23 protein-coding genes and 2 pseudogenes are annotated in these 19098 nt (G+C 38.9%); 2 read left to right on the top strand and 23 right to left on the bottom strand.

Annotated elements, in window-relative coordinates; translation table 11 throughout:
* Positions 1-31: 31 nt before the first annotated feature.
* The 20 genes and pseudogenes from pynA to BTR42_RS05130 all read right to left on the bottom strand — a co-directional run bounded on the left by pynA (position 32) and on the right by BTR42_RS05130 (position 15108).
* Positions 32-724, bottom strand: a complete 693-nt coding sequence (pynA, locus tag BTR42_RS05225; protein ID WP_077496706.1) for a pyrimidine 5'-nucleotidase PynA — start codon at positions 722-724, stop codon at positions 32-34.
* Between the two features lie 87 nt (positions 725-811).
* Complete coding sequence (locus tag BTR42_RS05220; protein ID WP_009854030.1) at positions 812-1312, bottom strand: YkgJ family cysteine cluster protein; 501 nt, start codon at positions 1310-1312, stop codon at positions 812-814.
* 120 nt (positions 1313-1432) lie between these two features.
* The gene (locus tag BTR42_RS05215; RefSeq protein WP_077496704.1) at positions 1433-2302 is read right to left on the bottom strand and encodes a hypothetical protein; all 870 of its coding nucleotides are present in this window, start codon (positions 2300-2302) and stop codon (positions 1433-1435) included.
* A gap of 142 nt (positions 2303-2444) precedes the next feature.
* Positions 2445-2870: a cupin domain-containing protein gene (locus BTR42_RS05210; RefSeq protein ID WP_012961847.1), complete on the bottom strand. Its 426-nt coding sequence runs from the start codon at positions 2868-2870 to the stop codon at positions 2445-2447.
* 22 nt (positions 2871-2892) lie between these two features.
* Positions 2893-3216, bottom strand: coding sequence for a carboxymuconolactone decarboxylase family protein (locus tag BTR42_RS05205; RefSeq protein WP_009854027.1), 324 nt, complete (start codon positions 3214-3216; stop codon positions 2893-2895).
* A 102-nt stretch (positions 3217-3318) separates the two neighbouring features.
* Positions 3319-4164 carry an aldo/keto reductase gene (locus BTR42_RS05200; RefSeq protein ID WP_009854026.1) on the bottom strand — a complete coding sequence of 282 codons (846 nt, stop codon included), beginning with the start codon at positions 4162-4164 and terminating at the stop codon, positions 3319-3321.
* An 11-nt stretch (positions 4165-4175) separates the two neighbouring features.
* Positions 4176-4568 (bottom strand): stress response transcriptional regulator NmlR, encoded by a 393-nt coding sequence (gene nmlR / locus BTR42_RS05195; protein ID WP_077496702.1) that lies wholly within the window; start codon positions 4566-4568, stop codon positions 4176-4178.
* A 97-nt stretch (positions 4569-4665) separates the two neighbouring features.
* Entirely contained in the window at positions 4666-5250 is a 585-nt protein-coding gene (locus BTR42_RS05190) for an NAD(P)H-binding protein (protein WP_077496700.1), read from the bottom strand.
* Positions 5251-5268: 18 nt separating this feature from the next.
* Entirely contained in the window at positions 5269-5655 is a 387-nt protein-coding gene (locus tag BTR42_RS05185; protein WP_077496698.1) for a nuclear transport factor 2 family protein, read from the bottom strand.
* Position 5656: 1 nt separating this feature from the next.
* Positions 5657-6841 (bottom strand): iron-containing alcohol dehydrogenase, encoded by a 1185-nt coding sequence (locus BTR42_RS05180; protein WP_009854022.1) that lies wholly within the window; start codon positions 6839-6841, stop codon positions 5657-5659.
* A gap of 39 nt (positions 6842-6880) precedes the next feature.
* The gene (locus BTR42_RS05175) at positions 6881-7741 is read right to left on the bottom strand and encodes an SDR family oxidoreductase (protein ID WP_077496696.1); all 861 of its coding nucleotides are present in this window, start codon (positions 7739-7741) and stop codon (positions 6881-6883) included.
* A 22-nt stretch (positions 7742-7763) separates the two neighbouring features.
* Positions 7764-8528, bottom strand: coding sequence for a carboxymuconolactone decarboxylase family protein (locus tag BTR42_RS05170; RefSeq protein ID WP_077496695.1), 765 nt, complete (start codon positions 8526-8528; stop codon positions 7764-7766).
* Positions 8529-8679: 151 nt separating this feature from the next.
* Positions 8680-9564 carry a LysR family transcriptional regulator gene (locus BTR42_RS05165; RefSeq protein WP_077498007.1) on the bottom strand — a complete coding sequence of 295 codons (885 nt, stop codon included), beginning with the start codon at positions 9562-9564 and terminating at the stop codon, positions 8680-8682.
* Positions 9565-9599: 35 nt separating this feature from the next.
* The gene (locus BTR42_RS05160; protein WP_077496693.1) at positions 9600-10787 is read right to left on the bottom strand and encodes an Mbeg1-like protein; all 1188 of its coding nucleotides are present in this window, start codon (positions 10785-10787) and stop codon (positions 9600-9602) included.
* Between the two features lie 161 nt (positions 10788-10948).
* Positions 10949-11407: a DUF2798 domain-containing protein gene (locus BTR42_RS05155; protein WP_009854017.1), complete on the bottom strand. Its 459-nt coding sequence runs from the start codon at positions 11405-11407 to the stop codon at positions 10949-10951.
* 234 nt (positions 11408-11641) lie between these two features.
* Positions 11642-12109 carry a GNAT family N-acetyltransferase gene (locus tag BTR42_RS05150; RefSeq protein WP_009854016.1) on the bottom strand — a complete coding sequence of 156 codons (468 nt, stop codon included), beginning with the start codon at positions 12107-12109 and terminating at the stop codon, positions 11642-11644.
* A gap of 60 nt (positions 12110-12169) precedes the next feature.
* Positions 12170-12819, bottom strand: a pseudogene (locus BTR42_RS05145) (HD domain-containing protein).
* A gap of 57 nt (positions 12820-12876) precedes the next feature.
* Complete coding sequence (locus BTR42_RS05140) at positions 12877-13176, bottom strand: rhodanese-like domain-containing protein (RefSeq protein WP_077496691.1); 300 nt, start codon at positions 13174-13176, stop codon at positions 12877-12879.
* Positions 13169-14824 carry an FAD-dependent oxidoreductase gene (locus BTR42_RS05135; protein WP_077496689.1) on the bottom strand — a complete coding sequence of 552 codons (1656 nt, stop codon included), beginning with the start codon at positions 14822-14824 and terminating at the stop codon, positions 13169-13171. Before BTR42_RS05135 ends, BTR42_RS05140 begins: the two co-directional genes overlap by 8 nt.
* A complete protein-coding gene (locus tag BTR42_RS05130; protein WP_326845432.1) occupies positions 14821-15108 on the bottom strand; it encodes a rhodanese-like domain-containing protein in 288 nt (95 codons plus the stop codon). The genes BTR42_RS05135 and BTR42_RS05130 overlap by 4 nt, the downstream gene beginning before the upstream one ends.
* 181 nt (positions 15109-15289) lie before the next feature.
* On the opposite strand from BTR42_RS05130, the gene BTR42_RS05125 reads away from it, so the two are divergent.
* Positions 15290-15550 carry a metal-sensitive transcriptional regulator gene (locus BTR42_RS05125; protein ID WP_009854011.1) on the top strand — a complete coding sequence of 87 codons (261 nt, stop codon included), beginning with the start codon at positions 15290-15292 and terminating at the stop codon, positions 15548-15550.
* Between the two features lie 129 nt (positions 15551-15679).
* Complete coding sequence (locus BTR42_RS05120; protein WP_077496687.1) at positions 15680-16462, top strand: protein-ADP-ribose hydrolase; 783 nt, start codon at positions 15680-15682, stop codon at positions 16460-16462.
* 199 nt (positions 16463-16661) lie between these two features.
* Here BTR42_RS05120 and BTR42_RS05115 read toward each other — a convergent pair.
* The 3 genes and pseudogenes from BTR42_RS05115 to BTR42_RS05105 all read right to left on the bottom strand — a co-directional run.
* A pseudogene (locus tag BTR42_RS05115) lies at positions 16662-17270 on the bottom strand (NADPH-dependent FMN reductase); the annotation flags it as partial.
* 17 nt (positions 17271-17287) lie between these two features.
* Positions 17288-17902: an NADPH-dependent FMN reductase gene (locus BTR42_RS05110; RefSeq protein WP_077496683.1), complete on the bottom strand. Its 615-nt coding sequence runs from the start codon at positions 17900-17902 to the stop codon at positions 17288-17290.
* A gap of 229 nt (positions 17903-18131) precedes the next feature.
* Positions 18132-19010, bottom strand: a complete 879-nt coding sequence (locus tag BTR42_RS05105; RefSeq protein ID WP_077496681.1) for a helix-turn-helix transcriptional regulator — start codon at positions 19008-19010, stop codon at positions 18132-18134.
* Positions 19011-19098 lie beyond the last annotated feature (88 nt).

Below are 19098 nucleotides of genomic sequence, written 5' to 3'. Positions count from 1 at the left end.
TACTGTATCACGCTGGGTTTGATTTTTATCATTATCGTAATAATTCAAGTAAACCTTGGTAATCTTTAACCACGTAGGTTGGAGTGGCTTTGGTATGATTTTCTTTGCGGGCTGGATTGTACCAAACGGTATCAATGCCTGCGTTGTTGCCACCTTGGACATCGGCTAAAAGATTGTCACCAATCATCAGCGCTTCTTGATGATTGAATTGGGAAATAGCTCCCGCAATGACATCATAAAAGCCTTTATCTGGCTTTTGGTAACCGACTTCATCAGAAATGAAAACATGCTCAAAATAATCTTTAATCGTTGAATTTGCCATGCGCCCTGTTTGAATTTTGGTAATGCCATTGGTTGCTCCAAAAATACGGTAGCCTTGCTGGCTAAGATTATCAAGCAACTTATCTGCACCAACTAAAGTCTGCCCTTGTTGACTAAGAAATTCTTGGTAACGTTTGGCAAAAGCATGCCCATCTACCTCATGCCCAAAATTCGCAAATAGTCTTGTAAAACGCGTATTGACCAACTCTTTTTTGGTGATTTTCTTAAGGCTCAAATCATCCCACAACTGACGATTCATGGGAATGTAAAAATCCTTATAAGCCTGAATATCTGACACACGCGCTTCCTGCAAAAGCTCCGTCAACGCCACATCCTCTGCCGCATTAAAATCAAGCAAAGTGTGGTCCAAATCGAATAATAAGTAATGGTAATCTGCTGTCATGAAAACTCCTTTGGCAAATATTATAGCATATAAAGCAACATAATCAAAAAAAGCCCACTTCAAATTGGTTTTAAAGTGGGATTCTTCCTACTTCCCTTCCAAGCGGTCTTTGAGTTTTTCGACAAAGAGATAGGCGGCGGGGCAGAAAAGGGTGTTTTTAATGGTTAAGTGATTGATTTGGTAGATTTTCTTGCGGTCGGTGTGTGGAAATTCACGGCAAGCTTTGGGACGAACGTCGTAGATTGTACAAAGGTTATCATCGCCTAAGAATGGGCAAGGCATAGATTGGAAAACTTTGTCGCCGTCTTCATCAACACGCAAATACGTTTCTTCAAAAACAGACAATTTCATGCGAAAGACTTTTGAAATGCGTGTGATGTCAGCTTCTGTAAAAAGCGGTCCTAAGCTTTTGCAACAGTTGGCACATTTGGTGCAATCAATCTCATTAAACACTTCAGTGTGGATTTCTTGAGTGATTTTATCAAGATTTTTGGGTGCTTTTTTCTTGAGTGTCGCTAAAAATTTACGGTGCTCTTTTTGTTTTTGTTGAGCAAGTTCATGATAACGTTCAATATCAATTTCTGTCATTTTGTTACTTTCTAATGTTTCGATTTCAGTCAGAAAATATTATAGCATAAATAAAATTTCCGGTGAGGAGTTTATCCGTGAGCCTAAAAAGTGAATTGTAATGTCAAAGAAATCCTCTTTTCAGCGGAGCTTTAACAAAGCTGCACGTTCTTGTTTCTTGATTGCATTTATAAATCTTGCGAATTCCGCCTTAGCAGCCCTGCTATTTTGCATAGAATCGTGAAAGGTAAAGGTCAACTGTTCCAGAAAAACGGGAGCTGTTCCCTTTTCGTGATAAATATTTCCTTGAAAGAAATAGCGTCGTGTCTTTCTATCAATGGCAACGAGGGACGAACGCCAACGTGCTTTGCGTTGATTATCTGGCTTCCAACTGATTTTCAATTGCTGACCACGATAATACCAGCCCATTAATTGCAAATGGATTGTTTTCTTTTTAATCGGATCTTTGTAAGCACAAGTCAAAGCATAAGCTTGGTCCTTCACTACTGAAAAAGGATGAAAATCTTGAATTCCTTGGTAATCTTCGTAAGACATCAGCTTTTCTGCTTGGGAAAGATTGTGAAAAATCGCTGAATGTGCATCACGAAATGGGTCGTAAACGTCACTGCTTTCAGTTGGTTTTCCATGTAAAATCTCATCAATCTGAGTTTGAGTGTAATAGGTCACATAGTCTTTGACCACCTTGCTATCATTTGGCACTTGTAAAATCTGAATCGTCTGGCGTGCCTTTAGCGGAACGGATAAAATCCCTTGATAAAGTGTCGATTTGGTAAAACGTTTGAGACGTTTCAACTCATGATCATATCCAAGTTTTGAACGATTGAGGACGTAAAATGCCTCGTCGTTATCCAATTTAAAAACAATGACAAATTGAAGGTGCTTTCGCTTGTGGTCAATTCTAAAAATCGGTGTTGTAAATTGAGAATCATTTTTAAAAAGTTGCAAAAAATGACCAGCTTGCACAATTCTTTTATGAGTGATGTGAGTCATAAATTTAGTTTAGCATGGTTAGATAAAATTGTCACGGTAGTCACATCAAAAACGCCCAAACCGTTTTCAGCTGGGCGTTAAGCGAAATGAGATTGTTTTGTGTTTTGATTGTATGAGTAAAATGTAATTGTAAAAGAATAGTTTAAAGGGCGTTGTAATCGTCGTCGCTAACGGCTTCTAGCCAAGTATTTGACGTGTTTTCGCCAGGAACTTCCACTGAAATATGGCTAAACCATGAATCTTTTTTAGCGCCATGCCAATGTTTGGTATTGGCTGGAATCACGATAACTTTCCCTGGTTCAAGGCTAACAGCTTCTTTGCCTTCTTCTTGATACCAACCTTGACCTGCTGTACAAATCAAAATTTGTCCGCCACCTTTATCAGCATTGTGAACATGCCAATGGTTGCGACAACCAGGTTCAAAAGTGACATTCGCCAAGAAAAGCGGTGAATCTGTACCAACCAATGGGTTCAAGAATGATTGTCCGTCAAAATATTGCGCAAAAGCGTCATTTGGTTGTCCTTGTCCGAATACATTTTCTTTGTCAAAAGTTGCTTTATCTGTCATTTGTTATCCTTTCATATCTTTCTTAATCTTCGTTCCAAACTTCTTTGGCAAGGTTAAAGACTGCCCAGCCTTTTGGCCAACCTGCATAGAAAGCCACGTGTGTAATGACTGCTGCAATTTCTTCTTTGCTAACACCGTTAGCTTTCGCATTTTGCAAATGGAATTTTAGTGAGCTGTCTGTAATACCTGATGCCATAAGTGCCACAACTGTGATGATACAGCGTGTTTTTAAATCAATATCGTTATTATTCCAGTTTTCACCAAAGAGCACATCATCATTAAAATGTGCAAATTCTGGTGCAAATTCACCCAATTGGTCACGTCCTGCTGTTTGTTTAATTGTCATTGGTTTTCCTTTCTTAATAGGGTTTATACTGCCATTATACGCTTCTCGTTTTTAATAACAAATACTTATTTGACATAGTGTTTTATGCCTTTTAAGCATAATTTAAATCTTAAACGAGCTAATCATTTTAACTGTTTCAGGGTCAGCATGTGAGAAGAATTGGCTTTCACCCATATCAAGTTTCAAAATTTCTGCCATGTCATCATCTGTTAAAACAAAGTCAAAGACATCAAAATTTTGTTCCATACGATTTTTATGAACTGTTTTAGGAATAACAATAACATCACGTTGAATCAAGTAACGTAGGGCAACTTGCGCAGCTGATTTATGATATTTTTGTCCAATCGCAACAAGTGTTTCATTGGTAAAGAAATCATTGCGCCCTTCTGCAAATGGTCCCCAAGATTCGATTTGAACACCATATTCGTCCATTGTTTTGCGAGCATTTAATTGTTGATTGAAAACGTGCGTTTCAACTTGGTTAACCATTGGAGTGACATCCGCAAAAATAGCCAAATCTGCTACACGGTCTGGTGCAAAATTGCTGATACCGATTGCTTTGATTTTACCAGCTTTATAATATTCTTCCATGGCACGATAAGCACCATAATAATCACCAAATGGTTGATGTAAAAGCACCAAATCAATGTAGTCTGTTTGAAGTTTCGCTAAAGAAGCATCCAGAGAAGCTTTGGCTTTTTCATAGCCATAATTGCTAATCCAAATTTTAGTTGTGATGAAAAATTCTTCACGCGCAATACCAGACTTGCGGATAGCATTTCCAACAGCTTCTTCATTCATATAAGCTTGAGCGGTGTCAATTGAGCGGTAACCAACCGAAATCGCATCACTAACCACGCGCTCACATTCGTCAAGGTCTGGCACTTGATACACACCAAATCCTAAAATCGGCATTTTAACGCCATTTGATAACGTTTTGTAGTCCATTTGCTTCTCCTTTACTCATTTTCGTCATCTTCAAATAGAGCTTGTTCTTTTTTGAGGATGATGTTTTGATAATTTTCAATTTTGTGATTGAGCCTATCATGTGCACTTTGCAATTCAGCAATACGTTCTGCCAATTTATCACGTTGTTCTTCAAGCAAAGTCATGCGTGCCTCTTCAGTTCCGTCACCTTCTTCCACCAAGGCCATGTATTCAATTAAAGATTCAACGCTCATGCCTGCTTTTCTGAAACAACGAACAAATTCCAAAGTGGCGATGTCACGCTCTGAAAAATCACGGACTCCTGATTTATTACGCGTTACTCGAGGAAGCAAGCCAATTCGTTCATAATAGCGAATGGTATCTGCTGAAATTCCTATCTGTTCGCTTACTTTTTTGATATTCATACGTCATCTCCTTTCTTATTTCACTCTCAGTATATACCTTAGAGCTAACTCCAAGTCAAGCAAAAAACGTCAAATTTATTGAAAAATCGTCGATTTTTTAACGATACAAGCCTAAGCTGGTGTTAAGATAAGTTTCTGGTTGGTCAATAATGTGTTTTACGAGTGTCACGATTGCTTTGCGAGAAACGTCATGTCCATAGAAAGTCTCACCTTTTTGCGTAATCTGACATGTGCTATCTTGTCCATTGTCAAACCAGCCTGGGCGCAAAATCGTGTAATCAAGTCCTGATTGTTCAACAATGTCTGCCGCCTTGCGATATGGTTTAAGAATCGGCGCAACTACACCTTTTGGTTCTCCTGCCACTTCCCCATAAATGCCCATTGATGAGACAAAGACAATTCTAGCCACACCAACACGCTTCATACTAGCAACGATTTCTCTTGCCATTTTGGGTAAATCACCTGATAGAGCTACAAAAACAATATCTTGGTCGGCTAAAACCTTGTCTAAATCATTGCCAGATGTTGCTGAGCCATTGATAGCTTTTTCATTACTTGCCAAGGCTAAGCTTTCTGCACGACGTGAGAAAAGCGTTACCTTGTAGTCAGCTTTATCTTTTAATTCTTCACGCAAACTGCGTCCTAATGAACCAGTTGCACCAATAATCGCTACATTTGTCATCATATCTGCCTTTCTAATCTAGTAAGTGCTTGCGCTTTGTTTGATAATTTTCCAATCACCGTCAATCTTTTCAAAATCCATTTTAATTTGCAGGCGCCAAGTGGCTGGTCCTGCTCCCCAAACTCGTGCTTTAACACGACTTTGCCCAACAAGACTGGCTGTATTGTCAGTGATATGAATGGCTTTTATGGCATCTTCTTGCCATGCATAATAGCGCATTTCTTCGCTTTCAATTTGCGCTAGCCATTCTTTCACAGATTGTACATAACCCGTCATATGAACGAGAACTGAATCAGGTGCTATCAATTCAGCCAAGGTTTTCGTGTCCTTTGCGACCATAGCATCGTTGACTTGGCGATAACGATTTTTAAGTATCTCTTCTACCGACAATATTCCATTTTCCATTCTACAAACACATTTTATAAATAGCTAAACAGTCTGCTTCTGTTAGCTCTCGATAACCTTTTAATGTTCCATCACCATATCCAGTGACAGCAGCGTGAGCCATTTCTGATAATTTTGAATCATTCAAGCCAATTTCGGTCATTGTTCGTGGTAACCCTAAATCATTAACGATAAAGGCATCAAAGGCTTTAATAGCATTTTTAGCACCTTCGATAACATCATCAACTGGCTGGCAGCCTAAAACATTAGTTCCAAGCCTAGCAAAATCTGGAGCTACCGTTGGGTCTTTTTCTAATAAATACGTCATCCATTTTGTTACAACTAAGGCTAACCCTAAGCCATGCGTTTGGTCATAAAATGCTGAGAATTGTTCTAAACCATGATTACTGGGTGCTGTCTTAAAGCCACTTGTACAAAAACTATTCAATGCCCAGCTTGCTCCCCATAACAAGGTCGCTCTAGCTTCATAATTTTCTGGTTCTCTTAAAGCAATAGGAAGTTGTTCTCTGATTGTTCTTAATAACGTCTCCACAACATTAAACTGGAGTGGGTATTTATCACTATCGACAAAATAATTCATATCAAGTAAATGCATCATGATATCAAAACCACCACATGCCGTTTGTCTAGCAGGTACTGTGAAGGTATTTTCTGGGTTCAAGAAGGCTGCTTTAGGTCGTATCGCTTCTCCATTCAAACCTTTTTTCAAGTGTAATTCCTCATTTGCAATGACACAAGATTTATCCATTTCACTACCTGTTGACGCTATTGTTGGCATCGCAATAACAGCTAGCGCTTGATTAATTGGCTCTCTTTTCTCAATCAGCGTCCACACATCATCCTCATCTGTACAACTTGTGGCAGCAATGGCTTTACAACAATCAATGGTTGAGCCACCACCAACAGCCAGTACCGTTTGAATGTTATTTCCCTTACAAAGTTTCACCCCTCTATTAACCGTTGTATGTCTCGGGTTAGGCTCAACACTACCAAGTTCAAAAATCTGAATACCATTATCGGTTAGTTCTTTTAGTACCTGTGCATAGAGTGGGGATTGACGAATAAACTCACCACCGTCAGCAATCAGCACCTTCTGTCCATATTTCAAGACTTCTTGGTGTAAATGCTGAAGTTGATGTTTACCAAAGTATACCTTGGTTGTGTTTTGAAATTGAAAATCATTCATTGCTTTCTCCCTGTAAAATATTGCCTTTCAACCAATCATTTAATCTTTTCCTTCTGCCATACCAGTTTCGGTATTTGGATTTAATGGTCCATAGAAATAAGAAGCTGTTGCGCCACCGTCGATAAGGAAGGTTGAGCCAGTGATGAACTGCGCACGTTCACTCATGAGCAATTCAGCGACATCTGCCACTTCATCTGCTGTTCCAGGACGTCCAGCTGGTGATTTGGCAAACATATTTTTGTAGAAATCGCCTCGAATACCATTGAATTCGTCAATAGCAAGTGGCGTAACAATAATTCCTGGTGCAATATCGTTAATTCTGGCACCACGTTCTCCCCAACGAACGGCTTCGTACATGGTACGTTTTTCATTGGCACGTTTTGCCAATTGGTAAGCATGGAGGCTATTTTCAATCTTATTTTCTTGTAGAAAATCAAGTGTCAACAATTCTTCCGTTGGTGTCATGGCAAGTGCCAGGTCTTGTTCAGCAGTCAAAGCAGGCATACGGTGACCTGATTGGCTAGAAATAGTGACACCTGCACCGCCTTTTGCAATGACTTTTCCAACTTCTTCTAATAAAACAGATGTTCCGTAAAGGTCAACTTTTAGCACGGTTTCAATCGAAGCTTGCGATGGCGAAACACCTGCACCATTAACCAAATACTTAATGTCACCAAAAGTTTGCGCATAAGCAATCATCTCTTTAATTGACTGACGTGATGACAAATCCATTTCAAATGTCACGACATCAAAACCAGCTTCTGTTAAGGTCTTAGCAATTGCTTTGGCATTATCAATCGAACGGTCACCTAAAACAATTTTTTTACCATATCCCATGCGGCGTGCAATCGCCATTGAAATTTGCCCAGCACCTGTTACTAACATAACATCTTTTGTCATTTATCTTTCCTCCTGATTGTTTTTACTTTAACTTATCGGCAGCTTCATTGACACAACGAAGAGCATTTAAACTACGTGGATAACCAATGAATGGTAAGACATTTGAAATAACTGCGATTAGAAAAGCTTTATCGTTGCCAATTTTCATATTTGCAGCTGCGTGGCTAGTCAATTGTGGCTCAACACCACCTTGAGCTGCCAAGAAACAAAATGTTATCAACTCACGTTGCTTATAATCAAGACCTGTACGTGTGTAATAATCTCCGAAACAATTATCAGCTAACCAATAATTGATATGGGTACTTTCCTTAGCACCTGATTGCCAAAAATCACGCATGCCTTCACCAAAAATATCCACTTGCGCTTGTGTACCAGCTTCACGACGATTGTCAATGGTTGTGGTTGCTTGTCCTTCAAGTGGCAATGTAACGCCTTTTTCTTCCAATACTTTATTGGTTGCTTTTAGAAATGGAAAGACACGCCCAATTCCCAAATAAGCCACCGCTTGATAGACAATTTCTTTGATTTCAACTGGTGTAACGCCAAAATTTAGCGCTGCTGACACAATAGCTTGAAATTCATCAATGCCTTGGCAACCTAGTAACGTCGCTAAAATCACCATAAATCGTGTCTTGTCATCCAATGTCGCATTCGGGTGATTAACCACTTCATCAAAGGCAAAGTTGTCAAATCGTTCAATGAATTCAGGGTCAGTTCTCAAAAAATCAGAGACATATCCTGGAAACATTTTTTCATGATATTGTTTCGCATTTTCTGTAATAGCCATGCTATTTCCTCCTGCTTTTCCGCTGTCAGTTATGATGTTGCTTAACTTCTAACATCTTTATGGCTACATTATAAATCCAAGCTATCGGCTTATCAATTTTAAAAAAAGGCACTTCGGATAAGAAAAACTTATCTGAAATACCTTTTTGGTTTTAGTTTTGCTGAAAAGCTTTGGCTAGAAGCTCTGCCATTGTTTCGACGTAATAGCCTGAGTTATCTTTTTTCCAAAATGCGCACATTCGACGTAAAATGGGTTTTCTTTGCTTGTATATTGGGCGACAGCTAAGTGTCGGTGGAAGGCTTGCTCCCTTTCCAAATTCAAGTGGCAAATAACCGCGATTAGCGACGACTGACATTTTAGCTTCTGTGGCATTTGGTGCAAATTGCATATCGCCTGAAAAGCCGATGTAATCACGGTAATATGCGCGCTCTGTTTCTTCTTGCTGGCTGTCCGCAACCAAAATCAAGGGCTTATCAAGGGAATTTTCAATAGCTAACACTTCTTCTTTGGTATGCGGATTAAAAGCCGCAAATGCGACGTAAAGTGGCAAATCAGTCAAAACTAAATTTTCATAATCTGTCGAAAAAGCACGTCTCTGGTCATTGATGACCAAATCGATTTTACCAAAGCGTAAGTCATCATAAAGTTGGTCATGCGTTCCTGTTTTGACCGTTAGCGCCACATCAGGAAATTGACTAGCAAAACTCGCAATCGCTTCTTGGATTTCACTGCCTTCATAGGAATACAAATAACCAACGGACAGTTGCGCAGCTTGTTGATTGGCAATTGCTTGTGTCTCTTGGCAAAGGGCATCAAAATCAGCTACCAGCGCCAGCGATTTTTCATAAAAATAACGCCCTGCTTCTGTCAACTCAAAGCCACGATTTTTACGCGTTAAAAGTGTCACACCCAGTTCTGCCTCTAAACTCCGAATCTGCTGTGAAATAGCTGACTGTGAGATAAAATGCGAATCGGCTGCCTTGGTAAAGGAATTTTCTTCGACAACTGATTGAAAATATTTGATTTGTTTTAGCAAGCTGGCAACCTCCTTCTTAGGCTGAAAAGCCATTTTTATTTCAATTTTTTAGTATTCAAATAGCTCAACAAGCTGTTAAAATCAGGAAAATTAAGGGTAATACGGTCTTTTCCCAGACTTCCCAGTTTACTATGTCCGACAAAAGCTTCAAGAAATAACTTCGCTGATTTGGCAAGGAGCAATTTCTTCTCCGTTCCAATGGAATAAAAGGAAGCAATGCTCGTTGCCAATTTTGCGCCAAATTCTCGGTCAATCGTCACATCGTTAATGCTTTTGATACCGCTTGACATCAAGGTATCAAAAAGGGTATCAAAGAGAATTTTCAATTCTTGGCTGGACAATTCATCCGTCCATTGTTTAAACGTTTTTTCAAGATTACGGCTTAAATCGGTTGGCTGTTCTGCTAAAATCAACTGCCCCGTCTCAGCATCAAATTGCCATGTCGTCAAAGCGTGTTGCATGATTCCGGAAGCCTGACTCTTAACCACAACAGGGGCAATGTCATTATAAAGCATGACACCAACGATAGATTCTTCAGGGCGAATGACACGCACGCGCTCACGAATCGCTTGATAACCCGCTCGCTCAAGCCCTTTTTCTTGCAATCCTGGTGCGTCAAGCATATAAACTTGCTTGATTTGCGGACGCCATTTTTCCTTTACATGAGCCGCAGCATACAAAGCCAAATTCCCACCTTTAGAATGTCCTGATACCGTGAGAGGCATTGGATGACTCGCTAAGTAACGCTCAAGATAAATCACCGCTGCACGATGAGCAGGAATTTCACGAACATAAGTTAGTTTAAAATCTTCTTTCCAGCCAATCAAGGTATCATCTGTCCCACGAAAGACCAATTGATAATGGTTAATTTTAGGTAAACTAAAAACCATGGCAGAAAATTGTCTCTCGTATTCGGCATCAACATCATTCACGTAAGCTGACAAACGCAAATCAGCGAACCTTTCTGATGAGGCTACATTTTTCAGCAATTCAACACGCGCCTTGGTTACCAAAAAGCTATGATTGAATACCTTCTCACCAGCCTCGTAAGGCATCAGAATGTCATGTAATGTCAATTCTTTTGAAAAATCAAGCGTATTATCCAAATCTTCAAAGCAAAAATACCCCAGTTCATTCAAACAAAGAATATCTGCTTCGTTAAATGGAAATTGCTCAAACGTTTCATTTTTATGTTTTGCTAGATAATCATTAATTGTTGCCATATCGTCCTCTTTACTCTCTTGAATTTTACAAACATTTTCCAAGAGTGTCAAGAAAAAGCCAAACTACCAAATTCTCTAAAAACGTTGAATGACTTTCGACACTCCAAACGTCCTTAAAACCAAAAAAAGCAAGGAGTTATCCTTGCTTGTATGCGTTTTGTTTAGGCTAGTACGGCTTGTTTTTGAATTTCGCCTAGGAAATAACGAGCGATCGGACCAACCACGACAAAATTATATGGTAATGCGACAACAAAATTTGTTAGCCAAGCTTGTCCATAGGCTACAAGGCTGACACCTTCCAAGCCTAAATTGAAAATGATGCCATATAATGACATACAAGTGACCATTCCTAGAACCATGCAACCAGATACCGCAAAAATTTTAACGTATTTGCTTTTTGAATCACGTGGGATAAGGCTAAAAGCGACTTTTTTAGCCAGTGGTCCGATAATAAGCATATCTAAAATAAAGGCAACAACAAATCCTGGAAAGAAACCAAGAAAAACATGGCTCCATGCAAAGGCACCTGCAACGTGCAAGTTCCAAATACTCATTCCAAAGACCATCATTCCACACATCATACACGTAAATAGCAAAGCTTCTTTAAAATTTCTAGGCATTTTAGTTCTCCATTCATTAATTAATTATTCATTAACCAATCAACCTAGGTCTGCGTACAAATAAAAAGCCCTTGCAAGGACAACGTTTTGGAAAATCTTTTACTGATTTTTCCTTCCCATACTCGACTCCAGTTTACAGTCAACAAGAGCTAGTCTAGCATAAAAAATTTTTCTTCGTAAGTCTTTTTTAGCAAAAAATAAAAAGTAAACGTTTTACACATTTACTTCTCATTTTTAATCAATAATCTGTTCCATACGTGTTTCTTGTGGTGTCATGCCTTGACGTTCATAGAAGCGAACGGCTGATTTGTTTGCACTCCAGACGTTTAACGTTAGGTTGTAACAACCAATTTCTTTGGCGTATTTCAAAGCAAACTGATAGAGTTTTTCACCAATTTTTTGTCCGCGCGCTGCTTCGTCCACACACAAATCATCAATAAAGAGTGTTTTTTGAGGAACTTTTGGTGCGCTAACGTCTTCAACAATAGTAAACATATGCGCAAGCACTTTACCGTTATCATCTTCATAAACGAAAATCGGACGATTATCATCAGCAATAAGTGCCGCTAATTCGTCTTCTGTGTATTTGACACCTTTTTCTTGAAATAAATCAGGTCTTGCCACATGGTGCACATAAAGGACTTGTTGTAAAAGGTCCATCAATGTTGGAATATCAGCGATTGTCGCACGTCTAATTGTCATTTTATTGACCTCCCAATCTTTTCGTTTTTCTATTATAACATTTTGCCTTTTTGTTGCAACCTATAACTTGCCGTCCCATTCTGCGTAAAATTCTATTAAAAACTCTTCTAGAACTTTGTGACGGTGCTCTGCCATTTTTCTAGCATAAGCCGTATTCATCAACTCTTTAAGTTTGAGTAACTTTTCGTAAAATGCATGATTGCCGTATCTTGCCCGTTGCGATAATCTTCTAAACTAAGATTGTCACGTGCTACCTTACTTGGGTCATGAATCGGACGTCCCTTGCTTCCCGAATAAACCATACACCGCGCTATTCCAATTGCACCAATGGCATCTAAACGGTCTGCATCTTGCACAATCTTACCTTCCAAAGTTGGCGGAACACTTTGACCACTTCCTTTGAATGACATGGTCGTGATAATTTGGATAATGTGCTCAATAGCTTCTTCTGATAGTTCTTGTTGCATTAGCCAAGCTTTCAGCTCTGTCAAAGCTTGCTCGGGATTAGCATTTAACTTATCATCTGCCATATCATGAAGCAACGCTGCCAATTCACAAATAAACTGGTCTGCCCCTTCTTTTTCTGCCAACTCACGCGCTGTATTTCTCACGCGCACCACATGCCACCAATCATGCCCACTGGTATCTGTATGCAATTTATCATAAACAAACTTTTCTGCATTTTGTAACATATTATTCTTATCAATCATAGATTGATTATAACATAAAAGCAAGACCAGTAGCCTTGCTTAATGATGTCAACTATTTTAGTATTCCAATACTCCTGTCCAAGCAGATGTGCCACCTGCGACATTGACAACTTGATAGCCTTGTTGGGATAAGAAAACCGCTGCCTGCTCAGAACGTGAGCCACTTTGGCAAATGATATGATAAACCTTGTCCTTATCAAGTCTTTGGTAGCCTGATACAAATTCGCTTAAAGGTAGATTAACCGCTGTTGGCACATGTCCCATGGCGTATTCTACTTTCTCACGAACATCAAGCAAATGCAGCTTCTTTTTGCTTATTTTTTCTTGTAATTCTCTAGCTGTAATTGTTTTAATCATGAACAATCTCCTCTGGTTTGACAGTACTATAAAGGAAATAAGCACCATCAAGATTTTGAATCTTAAAGCCATTTTGCTTCAAAATACGTTCCCCAATGTAAGAACGAAGCCCACTGTGGCAACTGATAATGTATTCTTGATTGGCGTCTAATTCTGCTAAACGGTCACGCAATTCATCAAGTGGTATGTTAATACTATTTGCAAAATGACCGCGTGAAACTTCTTCTCTCGTACGAACATCAAGCAAGATTTTTCCTTTGGCTAATTCATCTGATAAAGCATACCATTGAACATTTTCACTAATGCCTTCCATAATGTTAAGCGCAGCATATCCTGTCATATTTACTGGGTCTTTAGCTGAGCCAAATGGCGGTGCGTAAGTGAATTCCAATTCTGGTAAATCAGCTACCGTCAGACCTGCTTTTATCGCTGTTGCTAGAATATCGATACGCTTATCAACGCCTTTTTGCCCAACAGCTTGTGCTCCATAAATAGCACCCGTTTTCTGATTAAAAATCAATTTCAAAACGATGTCGCTAGCATTGGGATAATAACTAGCATGGTCTTTTGATGTCGTATGAATAACAGCAACATCTTCAAACTGTTGGCGAGCTATGCGTTCACTCAAACCTGTTGAAGCAGCTGCCAAATCAAAGACACGAACAATAGCTGTTCCAATACTTCCTTTATTTTGACGAGCGATGCCAGCGATATTATCCGCAACTTGGCGACCTTGACGGTTTGCTGGGCTAGCTAGAGAAATAAGCGCATCTTGACCAGTGATTTCTTGCTTGACAATAATGGCATCTCCAACAGCGTAAATATCTGGATTGCTGGTTTGATAATACTCATTAACAAGAATCCCCCCACGCATACCAAGTTTAAGACCTGCTTCTTTGGCTAAATTTGATTCTGGTTGAACCCCAACTGACATGATAGTAATATCAGATAGTAGCTCACTACCATCTTCAAGAATGATAACTTTTCCATTATCCTTGAAAGCTTTGGCAGATTGATTAGTGTAAACCGTTATGCCGTTTCGTGTCAATTCATCCTTAACAAAAGCTGCCATTTCTTCATCTAACGGTGGCAAAACATGCGGTGCCTTTTCAACGATTGTCACTTGCAAGCCTTTTTTAGCCAAATTTTCTGCCATTTCAAGTCCGATAAATCCAGCACCAATAACAGTGGCACGTTTAGCTTTGGTGTCGTTTAATGCATTCAGAATCTTATCCAAGTCAGGAATATTGCGAAGCACAAACACGTTATCAGCACTATCTAGCCCTTCCATTTGAGGAACAACTGGTTTGGCACCTGGTGACAAAATCAGTTTGTCGTATGATTCTGTATAGACTTTATCCGCATGGCGAACTGTGATGGTTTTCTTATCCGTATCAACTGCCACCACTTCTGATTCTGGTCGAACGTCAATAGCAAATCGTGCTTTCAAACGTTCTGGTGTCTGTACGATAAGACTTTCACGCTCTGCTATTTCCCCAGAAACGTGAAATGGAAGCCCACAGTTGGCAAATGAAACGTAAGGTCCTTTGTCAAATACAATGATTTCAGCGTTCTCCATTAAGCGACGTAAACGAGTCGCTGCTGACATCCCACCTGCGACACCACCAACAATTAAAATTTTAGTCATTTATTTCCTCCGATAATTTTTCTATGCCAAGCCATCATACCGCCTTTAACCGAAATGGCTTCATAGCCTTTTTGTTGTAATAATTTTGCGCCACGTTTGCTGCGAGCTCCAGAATGACAAATAAGATAAATTGGCTTATCTTTGGTACCCTGATAGGTATTCAAACGGTCTAAAGGATATGACCGAGCTCCTTTAATATGCCCCCTAGCGTATTCTTGAGCTGTTCGAACGTCTAATAACACAATATCTTTATCTAAAAGTCGTTGAAGTTCCGTAACATCAATATTTTTTATCGATGATGAAAATAATTTTTTTAGAAAAATAACCTTGTCTCCTCTCTATCGATAAATACCCCTATGGGTATATTTTGATAATATCACATCCTACAATTTACTGTCAACGATAATGTCTTGGGTTTGACAAATAATACCCCATATCGGTATAATAGCAGTCAAAGGAGGGCTTATGGCAACAGATAACAAAGACATCATTAATCGTTTAAAACGTGCCGAGGGGCAACTGCGTGGGATTCAAAAAATGATTGAGGACGATAAAGAATGTATCGATATCGTGACACAATTAACTGCTGTTCGTTCTAGTATTAACCGTACCATGGGTATCGTTATTAGCAACAAAATCAATCAAATCATCGAAAATCCAGTTGAGGATAAAGAAAAACAAGAAGAAAAATTACAAAAAGCATTGGAATTGATTATCAAAAAATAGGAATTCGTTACTGCTGCACAGATTTCCATTTGTCATTTTCAGATTTTTTCATTTTTCTTAATGCTAATTCCTTAAAAAGGTGATATACTTATGCTTAGGAAAGCGATTTTATTATGCTAAGGAGACCATATGACAAAAAAAGAAATGGTGACCTACCTTCTAGATTACCTGATTAAGGAAAATCCACAATTTAGAGCAATTGATGTCCCTAGTGACTTAGCTGGTCAGGAAACATTATTACGTGCTCTTCTTAATGTTCGTCCACCAATGGCGGTTTCAAGCAGCTTTTTGGATATGCAAAACAACTATCTACAACTCAAAAAAGCAGAGCGTGTCGTTGTTTTCTTGAATCATCTGCAACCCATTCCGACAGACGACCGCCTTTATGTTTGGAAAGGTGATATTACGCGTCTCAAGGTGGATGCCATTGTCAATGCTGCTAATCGCCGTATGCTTGGTTGTTTCCAACCGCTTCATGACTGCGCTGACAATGCTATTCATACCTATGCTGGTGTGCAACTTCGTCTGGATTGCTACAAACTCATGCAAGAACAAGGTCATGATGAACCAACTGGAACGGCAAAAATTACGCCAGCTTATAACTTGCCTGCCAAATTTGTGCTTCACACCGTTAGCCCTGCTATCAACGAACATTTGACGCCAATTGATGAAGATTTACTTGCTAAAAGTTATTTATCTTGTCTAACGTTGGCAGAAAAAAATCATCTTGAATCTGTTGCTCTATCATCTCTTGCAACAGATGATGAAGTTCATTTTATTAATGAAAATGCGGCAAGAATTGCCATTCAAACCACAAAAGACTTTTTAGAACACAGCCAATTTGTTAATAAAATTATCTTTAACGTTGACGAGGACGAGGAATTAAATCTTTATCAGCAATTGCTTAATTAATCAAAAAAACGCCATAAAGGCGTTTTTGTTTTTAATCTAAAGCTACTGTATCTAAAATATCTTTTCCTTCAATGCCTAAATCAGGACCAAAGATGTCGTCTAGTGTTTTATCAAATGGGGATGTTGAGTTAGAGGTGATAGGCTTGGCTACTGGGGCTACACTCGCATTCCAACTAGCTGAAGCACCTGAATTAGCATCCGTAGATACTGGTGTACTTTCGTTAGCTCCAGCAGGTTTGAGAATTTCTTCGTTTGGGGCATTCAGTCCGTTTACCAAACCAACATACTTCACAAAATTTTCTAAACAAGTTCCTAAGAAATTGATTGTTGCTTCATTTTTCAAATGATAATGACTGTCAAAGGCTTCTTTAGCATTTCCAAGGAGAAACTCATTTCCTGGTAAAACCATGGCATTAACACCTGGGGAATCAAGAATTTGACGAAGGTGTAACTGTGCCCGTGATGACCCTTGTTGATAATAAGAGGCTCCTACAATCATAACTGGTTTGCCATCAAAGGGATGAATTTGGTAGGAAAGCCATTCAATCGTGCTTTTTAAAGCTGCACTTGTGGTATGATTATGTTCAGGTGTCGCGATGATAACGCCGTCTGCTGCTGCAATTTTATGAGCCAAATTTTGAATAACAGGATTATCTGTTTGGTCATCTGATTGGTTAAAAAGTGGCACATCTGTAATCTCTAAAATTTCTAAATCAAAAAGCTGCCAAAACTTATAACCGATATACTGCAACAAGAGACGATTATGTGAAAAAGGTGCATTAGACCCTACGATTCCAACGATTTTCATGTTAAAATTCTCCTCTCTTACTGCTCCAATTCTTCCCATGAAAAAGCTTCAACTTCTTTTTGGTGCTGCGCATGTGTTTCTGTCAGTTGACTTGTGATTTTGATAAACACTAGAAAATCTGTAAACAAGGCTTCTAAACGTCTTATTTGCTCAGAATCTTTCAACGCACCGCTTTCATCAAATGCTTGCAAAGAATGTGCCAGATGATATTCCGAGCTTGGCATAATATAAGCACGTAATTCTGGGGCATCTAAGATTTGACGAAGCTGAGCTTGAGCACGTGAAGAACCTAGCGTGCCATAAGATACTCCTACAATCATGACTGGCTTGTCAACAAATGGATGTTGCCCTACCGAAAACCATTCCAGAGCATTTTGCAAAGCCGCTGGAATAGAGTGGTCATACTCTGGCGTGGCAATGATAACACCGTCCGCTGCTGCAATTTTTGCCTCTTTTTCTTGAACACTAGTCGGAATAGAATGCATCAACCCTTTGTTAAAAAGTGGAATATCCTTAATTTCCATAAGTTCAATATCAGCTTTATCCGCAAAATGTTTGGCAATATAGCTCAACAATTGACGATTGGTTGACTTGTCAGAATTTGTTCCAACAAGGGCTATTAATCTTGTCATAGTCGTCTCCTTTTACCTTCTTACTTGAAAAAATCATCAGCTTAAAAAAAGTGGCTTTTGGCATGGCAAACAAAGTTTTTCCGTTTTCAAGCCTTATCAACTAAATCTCATTAGCCGTTGTGATTTGTATAACAATTTCATTATACCTGAAAACGCTTTTTCTAGAACAGAAAAAAACTATCTAAAAATATGACTTTAGATAGCTTTTTAAGTTATTTCAATAACTAATTTAGTCCTCAAAATTTGGTAAACGGCTTTCTTGACGGTATTCTCGTGGAGTCAAACCTGTCTGTGCTTTAAAATTACGATGAAAATTAGAAATAGCTTTATAGCCCAGTTCTTGACTAATTTCATCCAAACTTTTCGTCGTCAGACGCAGTTGTTCTTTGGCTAATTCTAATTTTATATGCGTTTTTAGTTCGTTAAAGGTCACCCCAAAAAGATTTTGGCAAAGGCGTGAAAAATAATTGGGCTGGTAAGAAAAATGAGCTGCTGTCTCCTTTAACGTGACGGTTTGGATATTTTCCGTCACATATTGCATAATCATACCAGATTGTGTTTCTTGACTCGCATATTTGACTTGAGCACTTGGAAATTGTGACCCTGATTTGGATACCTTATTCTCATGGTCACGCAACAATTCGGTAAACAATAGCCCTGCTATTTTCTGCTTTTGAAAATGAACATATTTATCATCATCCTGCGCTAGCTGTTCTAGCTGCTCAATTGCATCTAAATAAGCATGACAAATTTTAGCGGTTAAGTGGGTAAATAGAATATAAGCCTTGCTCGATTTGTTTTCATTCATTAAATCATGGATAAGCGGATTATCCCCCACTGTGTATCGATTAAGCGGTGACGGTAAGTCAAATTCAATCGAATAAAGCCGTAATAACAATGGGTTGCGGTCATGAGAGTTTAAATGAAATCCCATTAAACTTTGCCCCACCAAAACATCATAAGGCTGCATCGTCATGTCACCTTTGGGAGTATTTACCCTAACTTGTGACAAACTTTCCAAAATATAGAGATGCTTTCGCTCTTTCTCTTGCGGTAACATCGGCTCATTGAGCATATATTCCTGACAATTATATATCTTTTTTAGCATCATTTTCCTCGTAAAAGTTATTTTAAGTCATATTATAAGATATTTAAAGGGCTTACAAACGTGATTTTTTTCACTTATAATTATAGCA

Origin of the sequence: Streptococcus gallolyticus subsp. gallolyticus DSM 16831 (genome assembly GCF_002000985.1) — a bacterium.
Taxonomy (GTDB): Bacteria; Bacillota; Bacilli; order Lactobacillales; family Streptococcaceae; genus Streptococcus; species Streptococcus gallolyticus.
This window is presented reverse-complemented; position numbering and strand designations above follow the sequence as displayed.